This is a genomic window from Paenibacillus sp. FSL H8-0457 (assembly GCF_038051935.1).
Classification (GTDB): Bacteria; Bacillota; Bacilli; order Paenibacillales; family Paenibacillaceae; genus Paenibacillus_AQ; species Paenibacillus_AQ lautus_A.
Genome location: NZ_CP150293.1, coordinates 6,278,109 through 6,297,419, shown reverse-complemented (window position 1 = coordinate 6,297,419; position 19,311 = coordinate 6,278,109). Strand labels below are relative to the sequence as shown.

The 19,311-nt window shown below is 52.8% G+C and carries 12 protein-coding genes; 10 read left to right on the top strand and 2 right to left on the bottom strand.

What is annotated here, in order from left to right:
• Positions 1-129: 129 nt before the first annotated feature.
• The 7 genes from MHI43_RS28425 (at position 130) to MHI43_RS28395 (ending at position 12,425) form a co-directional block, all read left to right on the top strand.
• Positions 130-1,938 carry a sensor histidine kinase gene (locus MHI43_RS28425; RefSeq protein ID WP_015737532.1) on the top strand — a complete coding sequence of 603 codons (1,809 nt, stop codon included), beginning with the start codon at positions 130-132 and terminating at the stop codon, positions 1,936-1,938.
• Positions 1,913-3,469 (top strand): response regulator transcription factor, encoded by a 1,557-nt coding sequence (locus MHI43_RS28420; protein WP_015737531.1) that lies wholly within the window; start codon positions 1,913-1,915, stop codon positions 3,467-3,469. The genes MHI43_RS28425 and MHI43_RS28420 overlap by 26 nt, the downstream gene beginning before the upstream one ends.
• A 597-nt stretch (positions 3,470-4,066) precedes the next feature.
• Complete coding sequence (locus MHI43_RS28415; protein WP_009592813.1) at positions 4,067-5,029, top strand: sugar ABC transporter permease; 963 nt, start codon at positions 4,067-4,069, stop codon at positions 5,027-5,029.
• Positions 5,030-5,044: 15 nt separating this feature from the next.
• The gene (locus MHI43_RS28410) at positions 5,045-5,953 is read left to right on the top strand and encodes a carbohydrate ABC transporter permease (RefSeq protein ID WP_009592812.1); all 909 of its coding nucleotides are present in this window, start codon (positions 5,045-5,047) and stop codon (positions 5,951-5,953) included.
• Positions 5,954-6,030: 77 nt separating this feature from the next.
• Positions 6,031-7,743: an ABC transporter substrate-binding protein gene (locus tag MHI43_RS28405; RefSeq protein WP_036663817.1), complete on the top strand. Its 1,713-nt coding sequence runs from the start codon at positions 6,031-6,033 to the stop codon at positions 7,741-7,743.
• 170 nt (positions 7,744-7,913) lie between these two features.
• Positions 7,914-10,313, top strand: coding sequence for a glycoside hydrolase family 95 protein (locus tag MHI43_RS28400; protein ID WP_015737529.1), 2,400 nt, complete (start codon positions 7,914-7,916; stop codon positions 10,311-10,313).
• Positions 10,314-10,391: 78 nt separating this feature from the next.
• A complete protein-coding gene (locus MHI43_RS28395; protein ID WP_015737528.1) occupies positions 10,392-12,425 on the top strand; it encodes a beta-galactosidase in 2,034 nt (677 codons plus the stop codon).
• A 171-nt stretch (positions 12,426-12,596) separates the two neighbouring features.
• On the opposite strand, the gene MHI43_RS28390 is transcribed toward MHI43_RS28395, so the two are convergent.
• Together MHI43_RS28390 and MHI43_RS28385 are read right to left on the bottom strand one after the other, a co-directional pair.
• Complete coding sequence (locus tag MHI43_RS28390) at positions 12,597-14,234, bottom strand: response regulator (protein WP_015737526.1); 1,638 nt, start codon at positions 14,232-14,234, stop codon at positions 12,597-12,599.
• Positions 14,212-16,056, bottom strand: coding sequence for a sensor histidine kinase (locus MHI43_RS28385; RefSeq protein WP_235201827.1), 1,845 nt, complete (start codon positions 16,054-16,056; stop codon positions 14,212-14,214). Before MHI43_RS28385 ends, MHI43_RS28390 begins: the two co-directional genes overlap by 23 nt.
• 124 nt (positions 16,057-16,180) lie before the next feature.
• Here MHI43_RS28385 and MHI43_RS28380 point away from each other — a divergent pair, with 124 nt between their 5' ends.
• From MHI43_RS28380 to MHI43_RS28370, 3 genes are all read left to right on the top strand, one after another.
• Positions 16,181-17,062 carry a sugar ABC transporter permease gene (locus tag MHI43_RS28380; RefSeq protein WP_009594044.1) on the top strand — a complete coding sequence of 294 codons (882 nt, stop codon included), beginning with the start codon at positions 16,181-16,183 and terminating at the stop codon, positions 17,060-17,062.
• A complete protein-coding gene (locus MHI43_RS28375) occupies positions 17,062-17,901 on the top strand; it encodes a carbohydrate ABC transporter permease (RefSeq protein WP_015737524.1) in 840 nt (279 codons plus the stop codon). Before MHI43_RS28380 ends, MHI43_RS28375 begins: the two co-directional genes overlap by 1 nt.
• A 71-nt stretch (positions 17,902-17,972) precedes the next feature.
• Entirely contained in the window at positions 17,973-19,259 is a 1,287-nt protein-coding gene (locus MHI43_RS28370) for an ABC transporter substrate-binding protein (RefSeq protein WP_015737523.1), read from the top strand.
• Positions 19,260-19,311 lie beyond the last annotated feature (52 nt).

Sequence of the window (19,311 nt, the reverse complement as noted above, 5' to 3'; positions counted from 1 at the left end):
TCCATATTTTAGCTGGCCTTGAAAGGGAGGCTGTGCTGATATAATAGGCCTGAGGCAGGCTTTTTCGATGGAATGTAACCGTTTACTTTTACTTGCCGAAGATTAAAGGACAGGAGCGTCGACGGTCCGATGTTATCGAATTTCATTCAGCTTATAAATGACATGAAAATCCGCAATAAATTGATATTGTCATTTGTGGTCGTGGTCTTTGTACCGGTAGCCATCGTAGGGATATTCCTTACGGGAGAGCTCCGTAAATTTGCATTCGACAATGCGTTGGAACAAGCCTATCAGAACGTGGACCGGGTCAAGAAACGGTCGACCGAAGTCATCAACGTGGCGGATGATTTATCGTACCGCTTGTCCTACGACGAGCGTCTGAGGAATCTGGCCAACCGGCAATATGAAAGCGTATACGACGTGTTCGTGGCTTACAGGGAGTATCCCGATTTGCAGCAGGCGATACGGATGTACAAGGAAATATCGAATATCCGCTTCTACAGCGACAATCCGACCATGCTGAACAATTGGGAGTTCCTTTATCCCAAGGATGAAATCAGGAGTACGGAATGGTATCGGCGGGCGGAGGACGATATCGGGGTCATCTATTGGGACTACATTGAGGATGAGCGTGATCAGAAGGTGTACCTCAGCTTGATCAAGGGGGTTGATCTTGGAAGCAAGGACAACCGCGGCGTGCTGGTGATCAATGTCAACACCGGCATGCTCAATACAATCCTGAGCCAGGAAGCGTTCGACACGATTATCGTGGACAGCAGCAACAATATTGTTGCGGCTAACCGCCCGGAGCTGTACGGGAAAACGTTAGCCGAGATTGAAGATGCCAGCGGGGCCGTTTACCACGCGAGCGGCAGCTACGAGTCGGTCATCCATGACGAAGCCTCCAAGGTGCTGATCGAACCGCTGAATACGGAGTCCGGAGTGAACGGCTTGCGCATTATTTCGATATTCTCGATCGATAGCATCGTGGCGGATGCCAACCGGATCAGCAAGCTGGCGATGACCGTCATCATCATCAGCCTGCTGCTGGCTGTTCTTCTGATCTACAGCTTTTCTTCACTGATCTCGAACCGGCTGCTGCGTCTAAGCAAACATATTACGAAGGTAGGTACCGGTAATCTCGGCGTTGCCATGGAGATCGACGGCAAGGATGAGATCGGCCAGCTGTCCCGTCAATTCAACTCCATGGTGGGCAACGTTAACGACCTGATGAACGAAGTGCAGGAGTCCAACGAACAGAAGCGGTTAATGGAGCAGAAGCAAAACGAAATCAAGTTCAAAATGATGGCCAGCCAGATCAATCCGCATTTTCTCTTTAATGCGCTGGAGTCCATTCGCATGGAGGCCCATCTCAAGGGCGAGACCGAAATTGCCCGGATCGTGCGGCTGCTCGGCAAAATGATGCGGAGCAATCTGGAGGTGGGCAGCGGAAAAACCACAATCAAGGACGAAATCGAGATGGTACAGTGCTATCTCGACATTCAGAAGTTCCGCTATGAGGACCGCCTGAAATATGAACTTCAGGTGGACCCTGAAGCGAACCGGGTAAGAATCCCGCCCTTGATCATCCAGCCGCTTGTGGAGAATGCGGTCATACACGGGATGGATCACAAGGAAGAGGGAACCTCCATAAAGGTCAGGGTCACGGCCAGCGAAGGGAAGCTGCACGTCATGACCGAGGACAATGGTGCAGGCATATCCCTGGACAAATTGCAGATGATCTACGGCTATTTGAACGATACCGACGAGAAGGACGGCGGACGGATCGGGCTCCGTAACGTACATGTCCGTCTGCAGCTCACGTACGGCCCTGAAGCGGGTCTGATCATTTATAGCGAACCGGGCATAGGAACGCGTATTGAATTCAGTATTCCGACAGGAGGAGAGAGCGATGATGAAAGTGTTGATCGTGGATGACGAACCCAAACTGCGCGAAGGGCTGAAGAGCATTGTGCCATGGACCGAGCTTGGGTATCAGGTTGTTGATACCGCAGCGAACGGGAACGAAGCGCTGGAGAAGCACGGGAAGTACGACCCGGATTTGATGCTGATTGATATCCGGATGCCGGGAATGGACGGATTGCAGCTGATCGAAGCCATCCGAAACCTGGATGCCGAGATTCATCTGCTCATCCTGAGCGGATATGCCGATTTTGATTATGCCAAGCGGGCGATCTCCCACCGTGTGGACGGATACCTTTTAAAGCCGGTGGATGAGGACGAGCTGAGCAAGTATTTGCTTCAGATTAAAGAAGCCATCGAGCAGGAGCAGGAGAGGAAGGCACTGAACAGGGCAGCCTCCGAAATGAGCCGCGAGCAGTTCATTCAGACGTGGTTCAACCCGGAGAGCAAGCCCGATTCAGCCGCTTTGCGGCATATGGCCGAGCGGTCGGGACTGTTATGGAACCATTACCAAGTGCTGCTTTTTCATCATAACGGCAGCGATGAATCCGGTGAGGAAACCGACGACCGGTTGAAAAACCAGCTGATCGAAGCTTTTGAAGAGAACGGCCGCGGCGCGGTGTTTTCCTTGCATGGACAGCTCGGTATCCTAATGCCCACGCCTGTCTTGACGGCAGGTGGACGTAAGGAATTGCTGCAGTTGGTAGAGGAAGCCGCAAGCCGGGCCGGCACGGCGATAACGGCCTCTTTGGGACGTCAGGTCCACCGTCTGGAGGATGTAGCGGATTCGTACCGTTGTGCCAAAGAACGGATTCGCGAACGGTTCTTCTATGCTCCCGGGGAGATGCTGTTTCCTGAATCCGAGCGGTTTGCCGGCGGCAACACGGATGAAGAACGGCAGCCCTATGATCCGGAGCAGCTGATGGAACAGCTCTATTATGCGGTGGATGTGGGCAACGTGGAGGTGCAGCAGAAACTGCTGTATACGGCAGCCTCAGCCATGGTGAAGGAAGAATACACGGAGGAGAGGATGAAACGCGCCTTCGTGGAGCTCCTGACCGGGGTGCACAACAAACTGATGCAGCATCATACGGAGCTGCAGTCCCGCACGAAGGAATACTCGGATCGGATTGCGGCAATATTCCGACAGCGAACGGCCTATGATCTGTGCCGCCATTCGTCCCAATTCCTGGAGGAGCTGATCTGGCAGGCGGGCAATGGCGGACGGGATCAGGAGATGAAGCGGATCATGGATCTGATTCAGCGCAATTACAACGAGAACATTAAGCTGGAAACGCTGGCTTCGATATTTAATTACAACAGCGCTTACCTCGGAAAAATGTTCAAGAATACGACCGGGGAATATTTCAATACGTATCTCGATAAGGTCCGGATTGACAAAGCCAAAGATTTTTTGAAGCAGGGCATGAAGGTGTATCAGGTTGCGGAGAAGGTCGGTTATACGAACGTCGATTATTTTCATAGCAAATTCAAAAAATACGTCGGCACGTCTCCGTCCAATTTTCGCAAGGAGCTGGACCTGTAATTTAGCCGTGCCGTAACGCGGATTCGCACAACGTGATCGAGCCATGGATGCGGCACCGAGGTCATAAAGCCTATCATGACCAGAGCATCACATGAGGGAACCGCGGGAGCTGGCGCACAGCAAATAGGGTGCAAGCAGCTCCGCGCCGTCTGATGCCGTATTTAATGGTTAATGATAGTTTCTCCAATAGCGTTCACTTACCTTACAACTAGACTACACATAAGTACTTCCATATCGCTACCCTATAAGACGCGACTAAGGTACGCGTCTTTTTGTTTTCCCCTTTCCTTCCCCAAGGCATTAGCGGGGAATCCAAATGCTGCGAAGCAAAGAGCGGAGGGGCCGGAATCGTATCGGAGAAGCGCCAGCGCTCGCCTTTAAAGCCGGGAAACAAACCTTACCCTATCATCCGAGGTTTCCCGGGTTTAACAGCGATCGGAGATACGATCCGGACACGGAGCGGCCATAGTTGTTTTCGAGCATTCTTTTCTCCCTGTGTAATGTCTAATTTTTATATGATTTTTAAGCCAATCCTTCGGGTACTTCACCGCCCCAGCTTGGTTTATCATCAGGATATACAAGAGAGGAGGGGTTGGTTTGAAAGCGGTAACAAAAACGGAAAGCAGCATCCAACCTGCCGCAAAGAAAAAGAAAGGCTTTTGGACCACTTTCAAAGAGCAGAAAGTACTGTACGGAATGTCGCTTCCATTCATCGTCATTGTATTCATCTTCAGTTATTTGCCGGTGTGGGGCTGGCTGATGGCATTCCAGAATTACAAGCCGGGCAAAGGGATATTCGAGCAAAAATGGGTGGGCCTGGACCATTTCGCAGCACTTTTCGCGGACGATAAGTTTTATCTGGTGTTGCGAAATACACTCGCCATGAGTTTCATGGGATTGATCGTTGGATTCACGATTCCGATCCTATTCGCAGTCTTGTTGAATGAGCTTCGTGGAAGCGTATTCAAGAGGACCGTACAGACGATATCTTATCTGCCGCATTTTGTGTCCTGGGTCGTAGTCGCCGGTATCGTGACCAAAATGCTGTCCACGGATGGAGGCGCTGTCAATCAGCTGCTGATGTGGCTGGGGCTCATTGATCAGCCGATACAGTTCATGGCTCAGGGGAACCTGTTCTGGTACATCGTAACGGGCTCCGATATATGGAAGGAAATGGGCTGGAGCGCGATCATTTATTTGGCAGCGATTACAGGGATTGATCAGGAGCAGTTCGAAGCAGCCAAGGTTGACGGCGCGAGCCGGATTCGCCAAATATGGCACATTACGCTGCCGAGCATCGCCCCTACGATTGCTATCCTGCTGATCATGTCCATCGGTCATTTGATCAGCATCGGTTTCGAGAAGCAGTTCCTGCTGGGTAATCCGCTGGTGGTGGATTATTCCGAGGTGCTTGACCTGTATGCGCTGAATTATGGACTTGGCATGGGACGTTTTTCATTCGGTACGGCCATCGGAATGTTCAACTCGGTCGTAAGCATCATCCTGCTGCTGCTAGCCAACGGCGTGTTCAAAAAATTCACGAAGCAATCGATTATGTAAGGGGAGGGAAACAGCATGGCACGAACCAAAGCAGCATTCAAGCCCTCGCTCTCCGATCGGGTGTTTGATATCGCGAATTTTACCATCATGGCACTGGTCATGATTGTCACACTCTACCCGTTCCTGAACGTTCTGGCGATATCGCTGAACGATTCCGTTGATACGGTGCGCGGGGGAATCTACATCTGGCCGAGGGAGTTCACGCTGGATAACTACGTGCAGATTTTTAAATACGACGGCTTGGTCACCGGGGCCAAAAACACGATTCTCCGTACGCTTGCAGGGACCTTTCTGGGCTTGCTCAGCGGCACGATGCTGGGCTACGTCCTCAGCAGGGTAGATTTTCAGGGAAGAAAGTTCATGTCGACCTTTCTTGCGCTGACGATGTATTTCTCCGGCGGAATGATTCCGGTGTTCATCCTGATCCGCGACCTGAACATGATGAATTCGTTTCTGGTCTACATCATTCCGGGCATGGTGAGCGCGTTTAACGTATTCGTCATCCGGTCTTTCATCGACAGCCTGCCGTACTCGCTGCAGGAATCGGCAAAGCTTGACGGGGCCAACGATTTTACGATCTATTACAAAATCATTCTTCCGCTCTGTAAGCCCGTGTTGGCTACCATCGCCCTGTTCCTGGCTGTCGGGCAGTGGAACTCTTGGCTCGATACGTATCTTTACAACGGCAACGCACCCCATCTCACCACGCTCCAATTCGAGCTGATGAAAGTGCTGCAGAGCACCCAAGGGCAAACCAGCGGCATGATGACCGGGCAGAATATGGCCGAGATCGTGAAGCAGGTGTCGCCGGAGTCGATCAAAATGGCAATCACGATCGTGGTAACGGTTCCAATATTGCTCGTGTATCCGTTCCTGCAGCGGTATTTTGTGAAAGGTATGACGCTTGGAGCGGTAAAAAGCTAGGCGCATGTAACGGTATCAGCAGGCACAACGTCCTGTTATACGATAGATGATCAAAAATCGATTTAGGGGGTATAGCAATGAAACATAAGAAGAGATTGTCGCTCCTGCTCGCGATCATGATGATGGCTACATTCGTTCTGGCGGCGTGCGGCAACGGCGACAGCAACAATAGCGCAAACGGCAGCGATGAGGGCAGCGGCGGAAGCGATACGCAGCAGGAAGAGAAGCTCGAGCCGATGACCATGACGTATTACAGCGCGGATTCCAATGCGAACTGGGCCAACATGCAGGATGCGGTCGGGAAGAAGCTGACCGAGAAGACCGGCATTACGATCCAAGCCGAATATGCGGTGGACGGCTCTAATCAGAAGCTTCCGCTGATGGTGGCGAGCGGGGAGTACCCTGACTTGGTATTTGCCAAGGGGGACGCCAATCTGTTCGTGGATTCCGGGGCGTTTATCGATCTGACGGATCTGATCGAAGAGCATGCGCCAAACATCAAGAAGGTGTACGGAGAATATATGAGTCGCCTGAAATGGAGCAACGAGGATGAGGCCATCTATGTCCTTCCGACGCTTGCGGCAGTGGATCATCAGGCACTCGATGCCGGCGGCACGTTCCAGATCCAGCATGAGGTGCTGAAAGAACTCGGATACCCTGAGCTGAAAACGGTGAAGGATTATGAGAAAGCGCTGAAAGACTATGCCGAGAAACACCCGACCATTGACGGTCAGCCGACGATTCCGCTGACGTTAAATGCGGACGGATGGAGAATCATGATCTCGGTAACGAACCCGGCGTTTATCGCGACAGGCGTATCGGATGACGGTGAGTACTATATCGACCCGGAAACAACCGAGGCGAAGCTTCATTACAAGCGGCCGGAAGAGAAGGAATACTTCCGCTGGCTGAATCATATGAACGCCGAGGGCTTGTTGGATAAAGAAACGTTCGTGCAGAAGACGGACCAATACGAAGCGAAAATTTCCTCCGGCCGCGTCCTTGGCGTCATTGATCAGGAGTGGGGCTTCGGCAATGCAACGAACGCACTGAGAACTGCCGGCAAGGAAAACCGCACCTATGCGAGATTCCCGATCCAGCTGGATGAGTCCACGAAGGATGCAACGTTCCAAGACACGGGTTACGTCGCCGGATGGGGCGTAGGCATTACGACATCCGCCAAGGATCCGGTTCGAATCATCAAGTTCCTGGATTATCTGGCTTCCGAAGAAGGGCAAGTTTTGATGAATTGGGGTATTGAAGGCGAGCATTACAACGTGGTGGACGGCAAGCGAGTTATTCCTGAAGACGTCCAAGAGCGTAAAACCTATGACAACGCCAACTTCACGAAGGAAACAGGAATCGGCTTGTACAATGCGATGTTCCCTCGTTACGGCGACGGCGTGAAGGATTCGACGGATAACTATTACACGACGAACTTCCCGGAGACGATCATCGAGAATTATACGCCGGCCGCGAAGGAAACGCTGAAAGCGTACGGCGCGGAAATGTGGAAAGACCTGTGGCCGAAACAAGAGGAATTTGATGTGAAGCCGTGGGGCGTTGCTTACAACATTCCGGTACCGAGCGACTCCAATATCAATATCACGTACAAAAAGGTGGAAGAGATTACCCGGAAGCGGATTCCGGAAGTCATTCTTGCCGATCCGGCGAAATTCGATGCACTGTATGACCAGTTCATCAAAGAACTGAATGATGCCGGCGCCGAGAAAATGGAGCAGGAATACACCCAATTGGTACGCGAACGCGTGGAACTCTGGAATAATTAAGGTAGAGGCGAATCGAAGGGGCCGGCAATATGCGGCCTCTTTTGCCGCTATTCAAGGCAGGCTGCTGTTATAATCGCAGACCTCGATTTATTAGAAGAAATACAACCATAGATGAAGGATTTCAGGTGCTCTTCGAGAAGACCTTTATAAATCATTGGACATAAGGGGGGATTACGCTGTATTCAGCAGAGCATAGGAACACAACCCTGTGGTACCGGAAGCCTGCGGCCAAGTGGGAAGAAGCGCTTCCGCTTGGAAACGGCCGCCTTGGCGCCATGGTGTTCGGAGGCGTGCAGGAAGAATGCATGCAATGGAACGAAGATACGCTCTGGTCCGGCTTTCCCCGGGACACGAATAATTACGAGGCTCTCCGGTATCTGGCAAAGGCGAGGGAACTGATTGCGTCCGGCAAGTATGCTGAAGCGGAACAGTTGATCGAGGGCAGGATGGTTGGCAGAAATACGGAGTCCTTTTTGCCGCTGGGAGATCTGTTGATCCGACAGTCGGGAATAGGGGATTCATGCTCGGAATACAGGCGCGAACTGAACCTGGATATGGGGATTGCTTCCACTCGTTTTCAAGGTGGCGGCTCCAATCATATTTTCAGCAGGGATATGTTCATCAGTGCGGTTGACCAGGTCGGGGTTATCCGTTATGAATGCTCGGGGAGCGGATCCATCCAATTGGAGATCGGGTTACGTTCACCGCTTCAGCATCGCACACGTACAGAGGAAGACGGGACGCTGGTGTTGCATGGGCATGCTCCGACTCATATTGCTGATAATTACAGGGGCGATCATCCTGGGTCGGTGCTTTATGAGGATGGGCTGGGCATTCGGTACGAAATGAGGCTGCTGGCCTTGACGGACAGCGGTCAGGTGACGGTCGATGACAGCGGCATGCGCATTTGCGCGGCAGGCTCGGTTACGCTGCTGATTGCGGCTGCTACGAATTTTGAAGGCTTCGATCGTTCTCCGGGTTCTGGCGGTACCGATCCGTCCGGCATATGCAGGGAGAGACTTCAGGACGCCATGCGGCATGGTTTTGAACAATTGCGCTCACGGCACGTCCAGGACCATCAAGCCTTGTTCAGACGCGTGGAGCTTCAGCTTGGCCGTCCAGAGAATGAGCGTTCCATAGCAGCTTTAGCCACCGACGAGCGGATGGAAGCGTACCGGGAGGGACGGGAGGATTCTGCGCTCGAAGCGCTGATGTTTCAATTCGGAAGATATTTGCTCATTGCCAGCTCCCGGCCGGGTACACAGCCCGCCCATCTGCAGGGTATATGGAATCCCCATGTCCAGCCGCCATGGAACAGCGATTACACAACGAATATCAATACCGAGATGAATTATTGGCCGGCGGAAACGACGCGTCTGAACGAGTGCCACGAGCCGCTAATCCAAATGATCCGGGAGCTTAGCGTAAGCGGTGCCCGGACCGCGAAGATTCACTATGGCGCCCGTGGATGGGTCGCCCATCATAACGTGGATTTATGGCGAATGGCCAGTCCGAGCGATGGCAGAGCCATGTGGGCCTTCTGGCCAATGGGTGGTGCTTGGCTGTGCCGGCATCTATGGGAGCGTTACCAATTCCAACCGGATCTTGAATACTTGCGGGAAACGGCGTATCCGCTGATGCGTGGAGCCGCTTTGTTTTGCCTGGATTTGCTGATTGAAGACGGGGAAGGGCATCTGGTGACCAGCCCATCGACATCGCCGGAGAATCAGTTTCTTACCGCGGAAGGTCTGCCTTGCAGCGTGTCGGCAGGCTCGACCATGGATATGGCCATCATTCGCGATTTATTCCATAACTGCATCGAAGCTTCGCAGCTGTTGGAGCAAGATGATGAACTGCGGGAGGAATGGAAAGCAGCGGTCGCGCGCCTGCTGCCTTACGCCATCGATGACGAGGGCAGGCTCATGGAATGGAGCAAGCCGTATCCGGAAGCGGAGCCCGGACATCGGCACGTATCCCATTTGTACGGATTGTACCCCGGCTCTGATATTACCCTCCAAGATACGCCGCAGCTTGCGGAAGCCGCTTATCGCACGCTTATGTCGCGCATCGATCACGGAGGGGGGCATACGGGCTGGAGCTGCGTATGGCTGATTAACCTGTTTGCCCGACTGCAGCAGCCGGACAAGGCTTATGTTTATGTCCGGACCCTGATTTCCCGCTCCATGCACCCCAATCTGCTCGGGGACCATCCCCCGTTCCAGATCGATGCGAATTTTGGAGGCAGCGCCGGACTTGTAGAAATGCTGCTCCAGAGTCATTTGGATGCCATTCAGCTGCTGCCGGCGCTGCCGAAAGCGTGGGCGGAAGGCTCCGTGCGGGGATTGAAGGCCCGCGGAGGATTTATCGTGGATATGGAATGGAAGGACGGCATTCTTGCGTCCGCAAGCATAACCTCTACGCATGGCCGGATCTGCAGAATTCAATATTCCGAGCCTCTCGCCGTTCTAAGGGAAGACGGGAGCGTTGTGACGACGGGAGATCGGCTTTCTTTTGAGACGGTGAGCGGCATGACCTACCAGATTGCATTGGCTGCCATGAAGGCATTGTGAATAAGGGCTAATCTCGAGCATGGCTGGATGAACGATAACCGGATACGAATTGATGAAGGCTAAAGGAGCTGAATGCTGATGATTAACGAAAAGCTGCCGAAAATGTGGTACGGCGGGGATTATAATCCCGAGCAGTGGGATGCGGAAGCGTGGAAGGAAGATGACCGCATGTTTAAGCTGGCGGGCATCGATGTAGCCACCATAAATGTATTCTCCTGGGCTTTGAGTCAGCCGAATGAGGATACGTACGATTTTGCTTGGATGGACGAGACGATTGACCGGCTGTACCGGAACGGGGTGTATATCTGTTTGGCAACGAGCACGGGAGCCCATCCGGCCTGGATGGCGCGCAAATACCCGGATGTGCTGCGCGTCGACTACGAGGGCCGCAAACGCAAATTCGGCGGACGCCATAACTCCTGTCCGAACAGCCCCACCTACCGAAAATACGCCAAAATCATGGCAGGCAAGCTGGCGGAACGCTATAAGGATCATCCGGCCGTCCTGATCTGGCACGTATCGAACGAATATGGCGGGTACTGCTACTGCGACAATTGCGCCGCGGCATTCCGGACTTGGCTCGAGCAGCGATATGGCACGCTGGATGCCGTAAACAAGGCATGGAATACCCGCTTCTGGGGCCACACCTTCTATGACTGGGAGGACATCGTCGTTCCTAACGCTTTAAGCGAGGAGTGGTCCGGCAACCGGACGAATTTCCAAGGCATATCCCTGGATTACCGCCGTTTTCAGTCCGACAGCCTGCTGGACTGCTACAAGCTGGAGCGGGATGAATTGAAGCGGATCACGCCGGATATACCGGTGACCACGAATCTTATGGGTTTTTATCCGGAACTGGACTATTTCAAATGGGCCAAGGAGATGGATGTCGTATCCTGGGACAACTATCCGTCGCTGGATACCCCGTACAGCTATACCGCCATGGCGCATGCCCTGATGCGGGGGCTTAAGGGCGGTCAGCCCTTTATGCTGATGGAGCAGACGCCGAGCGTTCAGAACTGGCAGCCGTATAACTCGGCCAAGCGCCCTGGGGTAATGCGATTGTGGAGCTACCAAGCGGTCGCCCACGGCGCGGATACGGTGATGTTCTTCCAACTGCGCCGTTCGATCGGAGCCTGCGAGAAGTATCACGGCGCGGTCATCGAGCATGTCGGACATGAACATACCCGCGTATTCCGCGAGTGCGCCGAGCTGGGCAAGGAGCTGCAGCAGCTGGGAGACCGGATCCTGGATGCCCGTTCCGACGCCAAAGTCGCGATCATCTACGACTGGGAGAACCGGTGGGGCATTGACCTGTCGAGCGGTCCGAGCGTCGCCCTCAATTACGTGAACGAGGTGCATAAATATTACGATGCCCTGCACCGGCTGCATATTCAGACCGATATGATCAGCGTCGAAGAGGACTTCCGGAAGTATGACGTTGTCATCGCGCCGGTGATGTATATGGCAAAACTGGGATTTGCAGAACGCGTGGAGGCCTTTGTATCGCAAGGCGGCACCTTTGTGACGACCTTCTTCAGCGGCATTGTGAACGAGAATGATCTTGTGACGCTTGGCGGTTATCCGGGCGAGCTGCGCAACGTCATGGGAATTTGGGCCGAGGAGATTGATGCGCTGCTTCCTGGCCAGCAGAATCAGATGGTAATGCGGGGCCGGAAGGGCCAGCTGGAAGGCACCTACGACTGCGGCATTCTGTGCGACGTGATCCATGCCGAGGGAGCAGAGGTCGTTGCCGAATACGGCTCGGACTACTATCAAGGCATGCCATCGTTGACCGTGAACGCATTCGGACAAGGGAAGGCCTGGTATGTGGCCACGAGCCCGGAGCCTAAATTCCTGCGAGATTTGATGCAATCGATATGCAGCGACCATGGCATTGAGCCTGTTCTGAACGCTCCCGAAGGCGTTGAGGTGACAAAGCGGGTGAAGGAGGGCGCGGAGTTTACTTTTGTGCTCAATCACATGCCCGAGCGCAAATCCGTGTCCTTGGATGGGGAAACCTATGTTGACCTGCTGACAGGGGAGGAGTTTCGGGATACCTGCGAAGTGCCGGCACGAGGCGTGATGATATTAGAGAAGCGGTTGGGATAGAGATAAAATAAGGGCTTTCCAAGAAGAGTGAATAGCTTGGAGCGCTCTCAACAAAAAGCAGAGAAGGCGGGGACTCCGGCCTTCTCTGCTTTATTTTTAATCTGAAGCTTATCCTCTTGATCCCACAACCACTCCATCACAACCGACCCAGGGTGTCGACCGCTGCCCATTCTAAGCTTCCTTCTCGTGCAGCTTTCGGAATTCCTTGGGAGAAATGCCCTCTTGTTTCTTAAAAACAAGACTGAAATATTTTTCGTTCTTAAAGCCGACCATCTCGGAAATCGCGGCCATTTTCAGCCCCGGATTTTGCAGGAGGATTTTGGCCTTCGAGATGCGGATCCGGTTCAGATGCTCGGGGATATTAATCCCGTGCTTCTGCTTGAATTTGCGGGAGATATACTCCCGGCTGACGTGAAACCGGTTTGCAATATCGTACAGAGACACGTCGTTCTGATAGTTTTGCTCGATAAACGCCGTAATGTCGTAGATCAGGTCCTGCCCCGTCTGCTTCTGGGACTGCAGCGCCGAGGCCAGCAGGCTCATTAATTGATCCCAATACTGCTGCCATTCTGCCAGGGAGCATACATATTTGTCCGGGCTTGGCCGCTCGATGGTGGCGCTTTCCTCTTTGTACAATTTCAACAAAGCCTCAGACGACGGGTTCGCGGTTTCATGAATGACGTGATTGGCGAACCGATCAATTTCGCGGTCCCATCGCTCCAGAAGCTCCGGCGTGAGAACGCCGCTTTTTCGGATGGCGGCAAGGAACGAATCGACGGCCTCGCCAATGGGAGCAGGCTGACCGCTAAGCACAGCGAGCTTCCAGGTATCCTCGAACCCGCTGAACTGGACGCCCCGATGATGATCCATTCCGGATCGTCGCAGCTGCTCGGCATCGTGGATGAAATGGTTCAGGACCGTTAAATCACGCGAACGCAGGGCATTCGAGCATTGGGCATAGAGCTCGGGAACGTCTACCGGATATTTGCCTTCCGGACTTATGCCAAAATGCATCTGGCGCGACAGCGTCCGAAACATCCCGCTATTGATCTCTTGAAGCAGCGTAGGGACCGTGGCGAGTTGTTCCCACAATAAGAGAACCAGTTGATGCGGCGATCCGAATGGACGGAAAGCAATCCCGATCCGGTCCTTTTGCAGAAATTCATTGCAAATATTCAACAGGGCGAACATCAGCAGATCCTGATGATGGCCGAAGCGGCTGTACAGCACATGATCCGACTTGTCGATTTGCATGACGGCCAGGCGTATTGCGTTGGTCTGCGCCGGCACGATGCCTTCATCCCTGAGGCGGTTAACCACCTGGGAATGGGCGCTCCTGTCATCGATAAGGCTGGATAACAGCTTCTCCGAATAGACCGGCCGGTACTCGTTCACCTGAACATGCTGCTGCCGCGCCGCAAGGCGTTCTTGTTCCTCCGCCATCCAGGCCGCGGTCGCCTTGGCGACCGCTTGGTTGATGACGTCCTCCTCGATGGGTTTCAGGATATAATCCGTGCCGCTGTACCAGATGGTGTTGCGCACGAATTCGAAATCGTCATGCCCGCTGATGACGATGAATTTGATGTCCGGGTAATGCTTGTGAATCCATTCCATGAGATCCACGCCGTTTTTGAGGGGCATCAGCATGTCCATCAGCACAAGATGGGGCCGAAACGCCGGGATCAGCTCCATCGCCTCCAGCCCGTTGGCCGCTTCCTCTATATCGGTAATCCCGTGCGCTTCCCACTGGACCAGCAGGCGGATGGCTTTGCGCACGCGAGACTCGTCATCCACGATCAATGCCTTCATCCGTTTCACCTTCCACATTTATAGTCAGCACTACACGAAAGCCGTGCGGCTGGTTGTTTTCGATGTTGAATTTGGATTTTCCACGATAGTATAGCCTCAGCCTCGTCATGATGTTGATGAGTCCGATTCCGCTGCTGTCTTCCGTCTCCAGCTCGGACACAACCTGAAGCTGTTCCAGATCCAACTCTTCCATCCGAAGCAAATGCTCCTGAAGGGCTTGGAACGGCTCCTCCTGCATCCCGTTTCCGTTATCTTCGACCGTGATCTGCACGATCGAGGCCGATAGGCGCCGGCTTGTGAGCGCAATGAAATTGTCTTGCTCCAAGGGGTTCATGCCATGCTTGAAAAAGTTCTCGATCAGCGGCTGAACCAGCATCTTCGGAATCAACACCTGCAGAGTCGACTCATCCACATCGTAACGGAAGTCGAACTGATTCTCAAATCGTTCCTTCTGCAGTTCCACGTAATCCTTGATATGATCGAGCTCCGTGGCCAGCGTGACCGGCTTGTCCGTATTGTACATGCTGTATCTCATCATCCGGGCCAGAGCGGAGATCAGGGAGTAGATCCTCTTCATGCCATGCTCCAGCGCAAGGGTGCCGATGGTCTGCAGCGCATTGTTCATGAAATGCGGATTCACCTGCGCCTGCAGCGCTCGGAGCTGGTTGGTCCGGTTCGCCAGCTTCAGCTTGTATTCCTGCAGGATGAGGTTGTTGATCGTATCCATCATGCTGCCGAACCTGCGATGGAGGGCTCCGATTTCGTCTTTGCGATTGGAGGAGATATCCACGGTCATTCGTCCGCTTTTGACCTGGCTCATGAGGCCAACCAATTCGCGGATCGGGGCCGTGATATAGACCGAAATCCAGATCGTGGCGGCGATGATGAGAATAAGGGACACGCCGATCAGCAAAATATTGACGAAGGCAGCTTTGTCCGCGCTGCTTAAAATATAGGAGGAAGGAATCTCCTTGATCATCGTCCAGTCGCTGACCGACGTCTTGATATTGTTATATAAATAGATTTTGTTGTTATACTCGAAATGGCCTTCCTTCTTGCCGGATTGCTTGATGCTGGCGTACCAGTCCGCCTGGACTTGTTGTCCCAGCATTTCGTCATTGCCGGAATACATGATATACCCGTCTTCATTGGCAATGTACAGCTGTTCATGATCAGGCTGGAACAGCTGGCCGCTGATCCGGCTCAGGAAATCCATGTCCAGATCGATGGCGAGAATGCCCAATCGTTCGGTTGAAGGGACCCGTTCAATGACCCGGTACATCGTGAATACTTGTTGATCGGCTTCATAGGGATAAGCTAACTGAAACCCGTACGTATGAAGGGGATGCGGCGGCTGAAGGACCACCGTATCGTTACGAAGATCGGGAATCTCGGGATAGAGGTTGACCTCGCTTGTTTTTCTGGCGATATCCTGCGCGAATAACGTGGCTTCCCGTTTGCCGTCGACGTAAAGATAGACCTGCCTGGAGCCGCTGATGGCTTTTTGAATGGATTGCAGCGTGGCGGATTGCCTGCCGCTGGCGTTGATGTTCTCATGACTGTAATAGAGGCTGCGGAAAAAATCCGGATCCGAGTAGACCGTAAGGGAACTACGGTTCATCTCTTCCAAATAACTCTCCAAATTTAACCGTCCCTGATAGAGAAGATTCATATTCTCAACAACGGCCCGTTCCTTGAGCGAGTTCGTTGTCATGACATAACTGATGATCATGGAAATGGTGGTCGGAATGATGGTCGCCATGATCATGAAGGTAATCAGTTTGGTGCGGATGCTGTTCCAGTTCCAGTTCAATATTTTCACCGCCGATCAATTTTCTATACCAATTAGTTCACATCCTATGGTAGTCCCAAGGTCTTCATCTTAGCATAATTAAATCATAGAGAAATGGATAGAGAAACGATAGGACAAGCGGAGGGGGATTAACATGAACAGCAAGAGAACGGCTGCTTTGACGCAGCAGTTGGTTTATATCGGACCCGCGCTGCTGTTTTTCGGTATTACGATCATTATCCCATTTGTGATGGGGATGTATTACTCGTTTACCGACTGGAATGGCGTTTCCGGGAACGTCGAATGGGTCGGGCTGGACAATTTCAAACAGATTTTCACAAATGACAGCGCATTCGCCCAATCCTTCTGGTTCACCACCAAATTTACGATCGTCGGCGTGCTTCTGACGAATTTGGTCGGATTCTTCCTGGCCTACTTCTTAACGAAAAACATTCGGGCGCGCAACTGGCTGCGGACGATATTCTTCATGCCGAACGTGATCGGCGGATTGCTGCTCGGCTTCATCTGGCAGTTTATCTTCATAAAAGGCTTTGCAACCGTTGGCGAAGCGACGGGAATTCCGTTTTTTAATCTTCCGTGGCTGGGAGACGAAGTAACCGGCTTCTGGGGCATCATCATGGTATTCGTATGGCAGTCGTCAGGCTATCTGATGGTCATCTACATCGCCTCCATTACGAACGTGTCCAAGGAAGTCATGGAAGCTGCCGAGATTGATGGGGCCAACCGGTTCCAAGTGCTCAAGAGCATCATCGTTCCGCTTATTATGCCGGCGGTGACCGTATGTTTGTTCCTGGCGATTTCCTGGTCCTTCAAAATGTTCGATTTGAACCTGTCGCTGACCAAGGGCGGACCTTACCGTTCCACGGAATCGCTGGCGATGAACGTGTACAACGAGGCGTTCCTGAACAACCGGTACGGTCTCGGCACGGCCAAGTCCTTGATCTTCTTCCTGGTCGTCGCCGTCATTACGCTCATTCAAGTCCGTTTAACGAAGCAGAAGGAGGTTGAAGCTTAATGAGATCGAAGAAACCTCCCATGTCGGCCTCCACGATCGTATTGCAGATTGTGATGGTCATTGTTGCCTTGATCTTCTTGGCACCGTTCTACTTCCTGCTGGTAAACTCGGTCAAATCGCTGGGCGATATTATGGTCGACGCGGCCAACTGGCCAACGGCCTTTCACTTTGACAACTACAGCAAGGCTTGGGAAATGACCCGCTTTCCGGAAGCATTCACGAACTCCATCATCATTACGGTCATCAGCAATCTGATCATTGCCCTGCTGAGCGCGATGGCAGCTTACCGGATGGTCCGGTCCAATACGAGATTCAATCGAATCGTGTTCATGCTGTTCGTATCGGCCATGGTCATTCCGTTCCAATCCATTATGATTCCATTGCTGCAGGTCATTAACTTTCTCGGCGTCAACAACAGCATCGTGGGTCTGATTCTCAGTTATCTCGGACTCGGCATCCCGCTGTCGGTCTTCCTGTTCCACGGTTTCGTGAAAGGCATTCCGCTGGAGATCGAAGAGGCCGCCACGGTTGACGGCGCTTCTCCGTTCAGGGTATTTGCCCGCATCGTTATGCCGATGCTGAAACCTATGATGGTAACGGTCATCATCCTGAACTGCCTGTGGGTCTGGAACGACTATCTGCTGCCATCCTTGATCCTGCAAAGTCCGGAACTGCGGACGATTCCGCTTGCGACCTTTGCGTTCTTCGGGCAGTATTCGAAGCAGTGGGATATGGCGCTGCCGGCGCTCGTGCTGGGCATTACGCCGATCATCATCTTCTTCCTGTCACTGCAGAAGTACATCGTTGAGGGCGTCGCTGCCGGCTCCGTTAAGGGGTAAGGGCAGCGGGCGCCTCGCCCATAACCGGTTTTTCCATCTTTATATATAATCATTATCAGGGGGTAGTAAAGATGAACAAAATGAAATTATCACTCGTGATGCTGCTGGCTTTCTCGCTGCTGCTTGCAGCTTGCGGCGGCAAGTCGGAAGAAGGCCAGGGCGGAAGCTCGAATGGAGCTTCCGGCGAAGTCAAAACGGTCAAGATTTTTCAATTCAAAACCGAGATCGTGGACGGCTTGAATGAGCTTAAAGTCGAATTCGAGAAGGAATACCCGAACATCAAGCTGGATATTCAAACGGTAGGCGGCGGCGCTGACTATGGTGCTGCATTGAAAACCAAATTCGCATCCAACGATGCGCCGGATATTTTCTCCAATGGCGGCGACGCCGAGATGGAGATGTGGATCGACCGTCTCGAGGATCTGTCCGATCAGCCTTGGGTGAACGATCTGGTCGACATGGCGAAAGAGCCGATGACCAAAGACGGTAAAGTATACGGCATGCCGATGAACCTTGAAGGATGGGGTTACATCTACAATAAGGATTTGTTTGAGCAGGCCGGCATTACCGAGCTTCCAAAAACATATACTCAGCTGGCAGATGCCGCGAAGAAGCTGGAAGCCGCAGGCATAACTCCTTTTGCGAACGCTTACCAGGAATGGTGGTTGATCGGCAACCAGGGCATTAACCCGGCATTCGCCCAGCAGGATGACCCGAATGCGTTTATCCAGGGCTTGAACGACGGCACGCAAAAATTCGTGGGCAATGGGAAGTTCGAAGAGTGGACCAAGCTGATGCAGCTGACATTGGACCACGGCAACAAGAACCCGCTGACCACCGACTACAATACGGCCATTTCCCTGCTGGCTACAGGTAAAGCGGCCATGATGCAGAACGGGAACTGGGCTCAAACCGAGATCGATGCCATCAATCCGGATCTGAATCTCGGCTACCTGCCGATGCCGCTTGGCGACAATGCGGAGCAAAACGACAAGCTGAACGTCGGCGTACCTGCGAACCTGGTCATTAACAAAGATTCCGCGTCGAAGGAAGAAGCGAAGATCTTCCTGAACTGGTTTGTCACATCCGATATCGGCAAAGAGTACATCGTGAAAAAATTCAAATTCATCCCGGCCTTGAAGACCATCGAAGCAACGCCTGAGGATATGGGCGATTTGGGTTCGGCCGTATGGGAGTACGTGCAGGCAGGCAAAGTGCTGCCAAGACAATCCGCGAAGTTCCCGGACGGCGCGGCACAGGAATTCTCCGGCGCGATGCAGGCATTCTTCGCCGGCAAATCCGATACGAACAAAATGCTTGAAGATATGCAGACATCCTGGGATAGCTTGAGCAAGTAAGGAGCCATGCAAAATTTAAGTTAGCAGACCGTTCATAAGAGGTATGATCCCT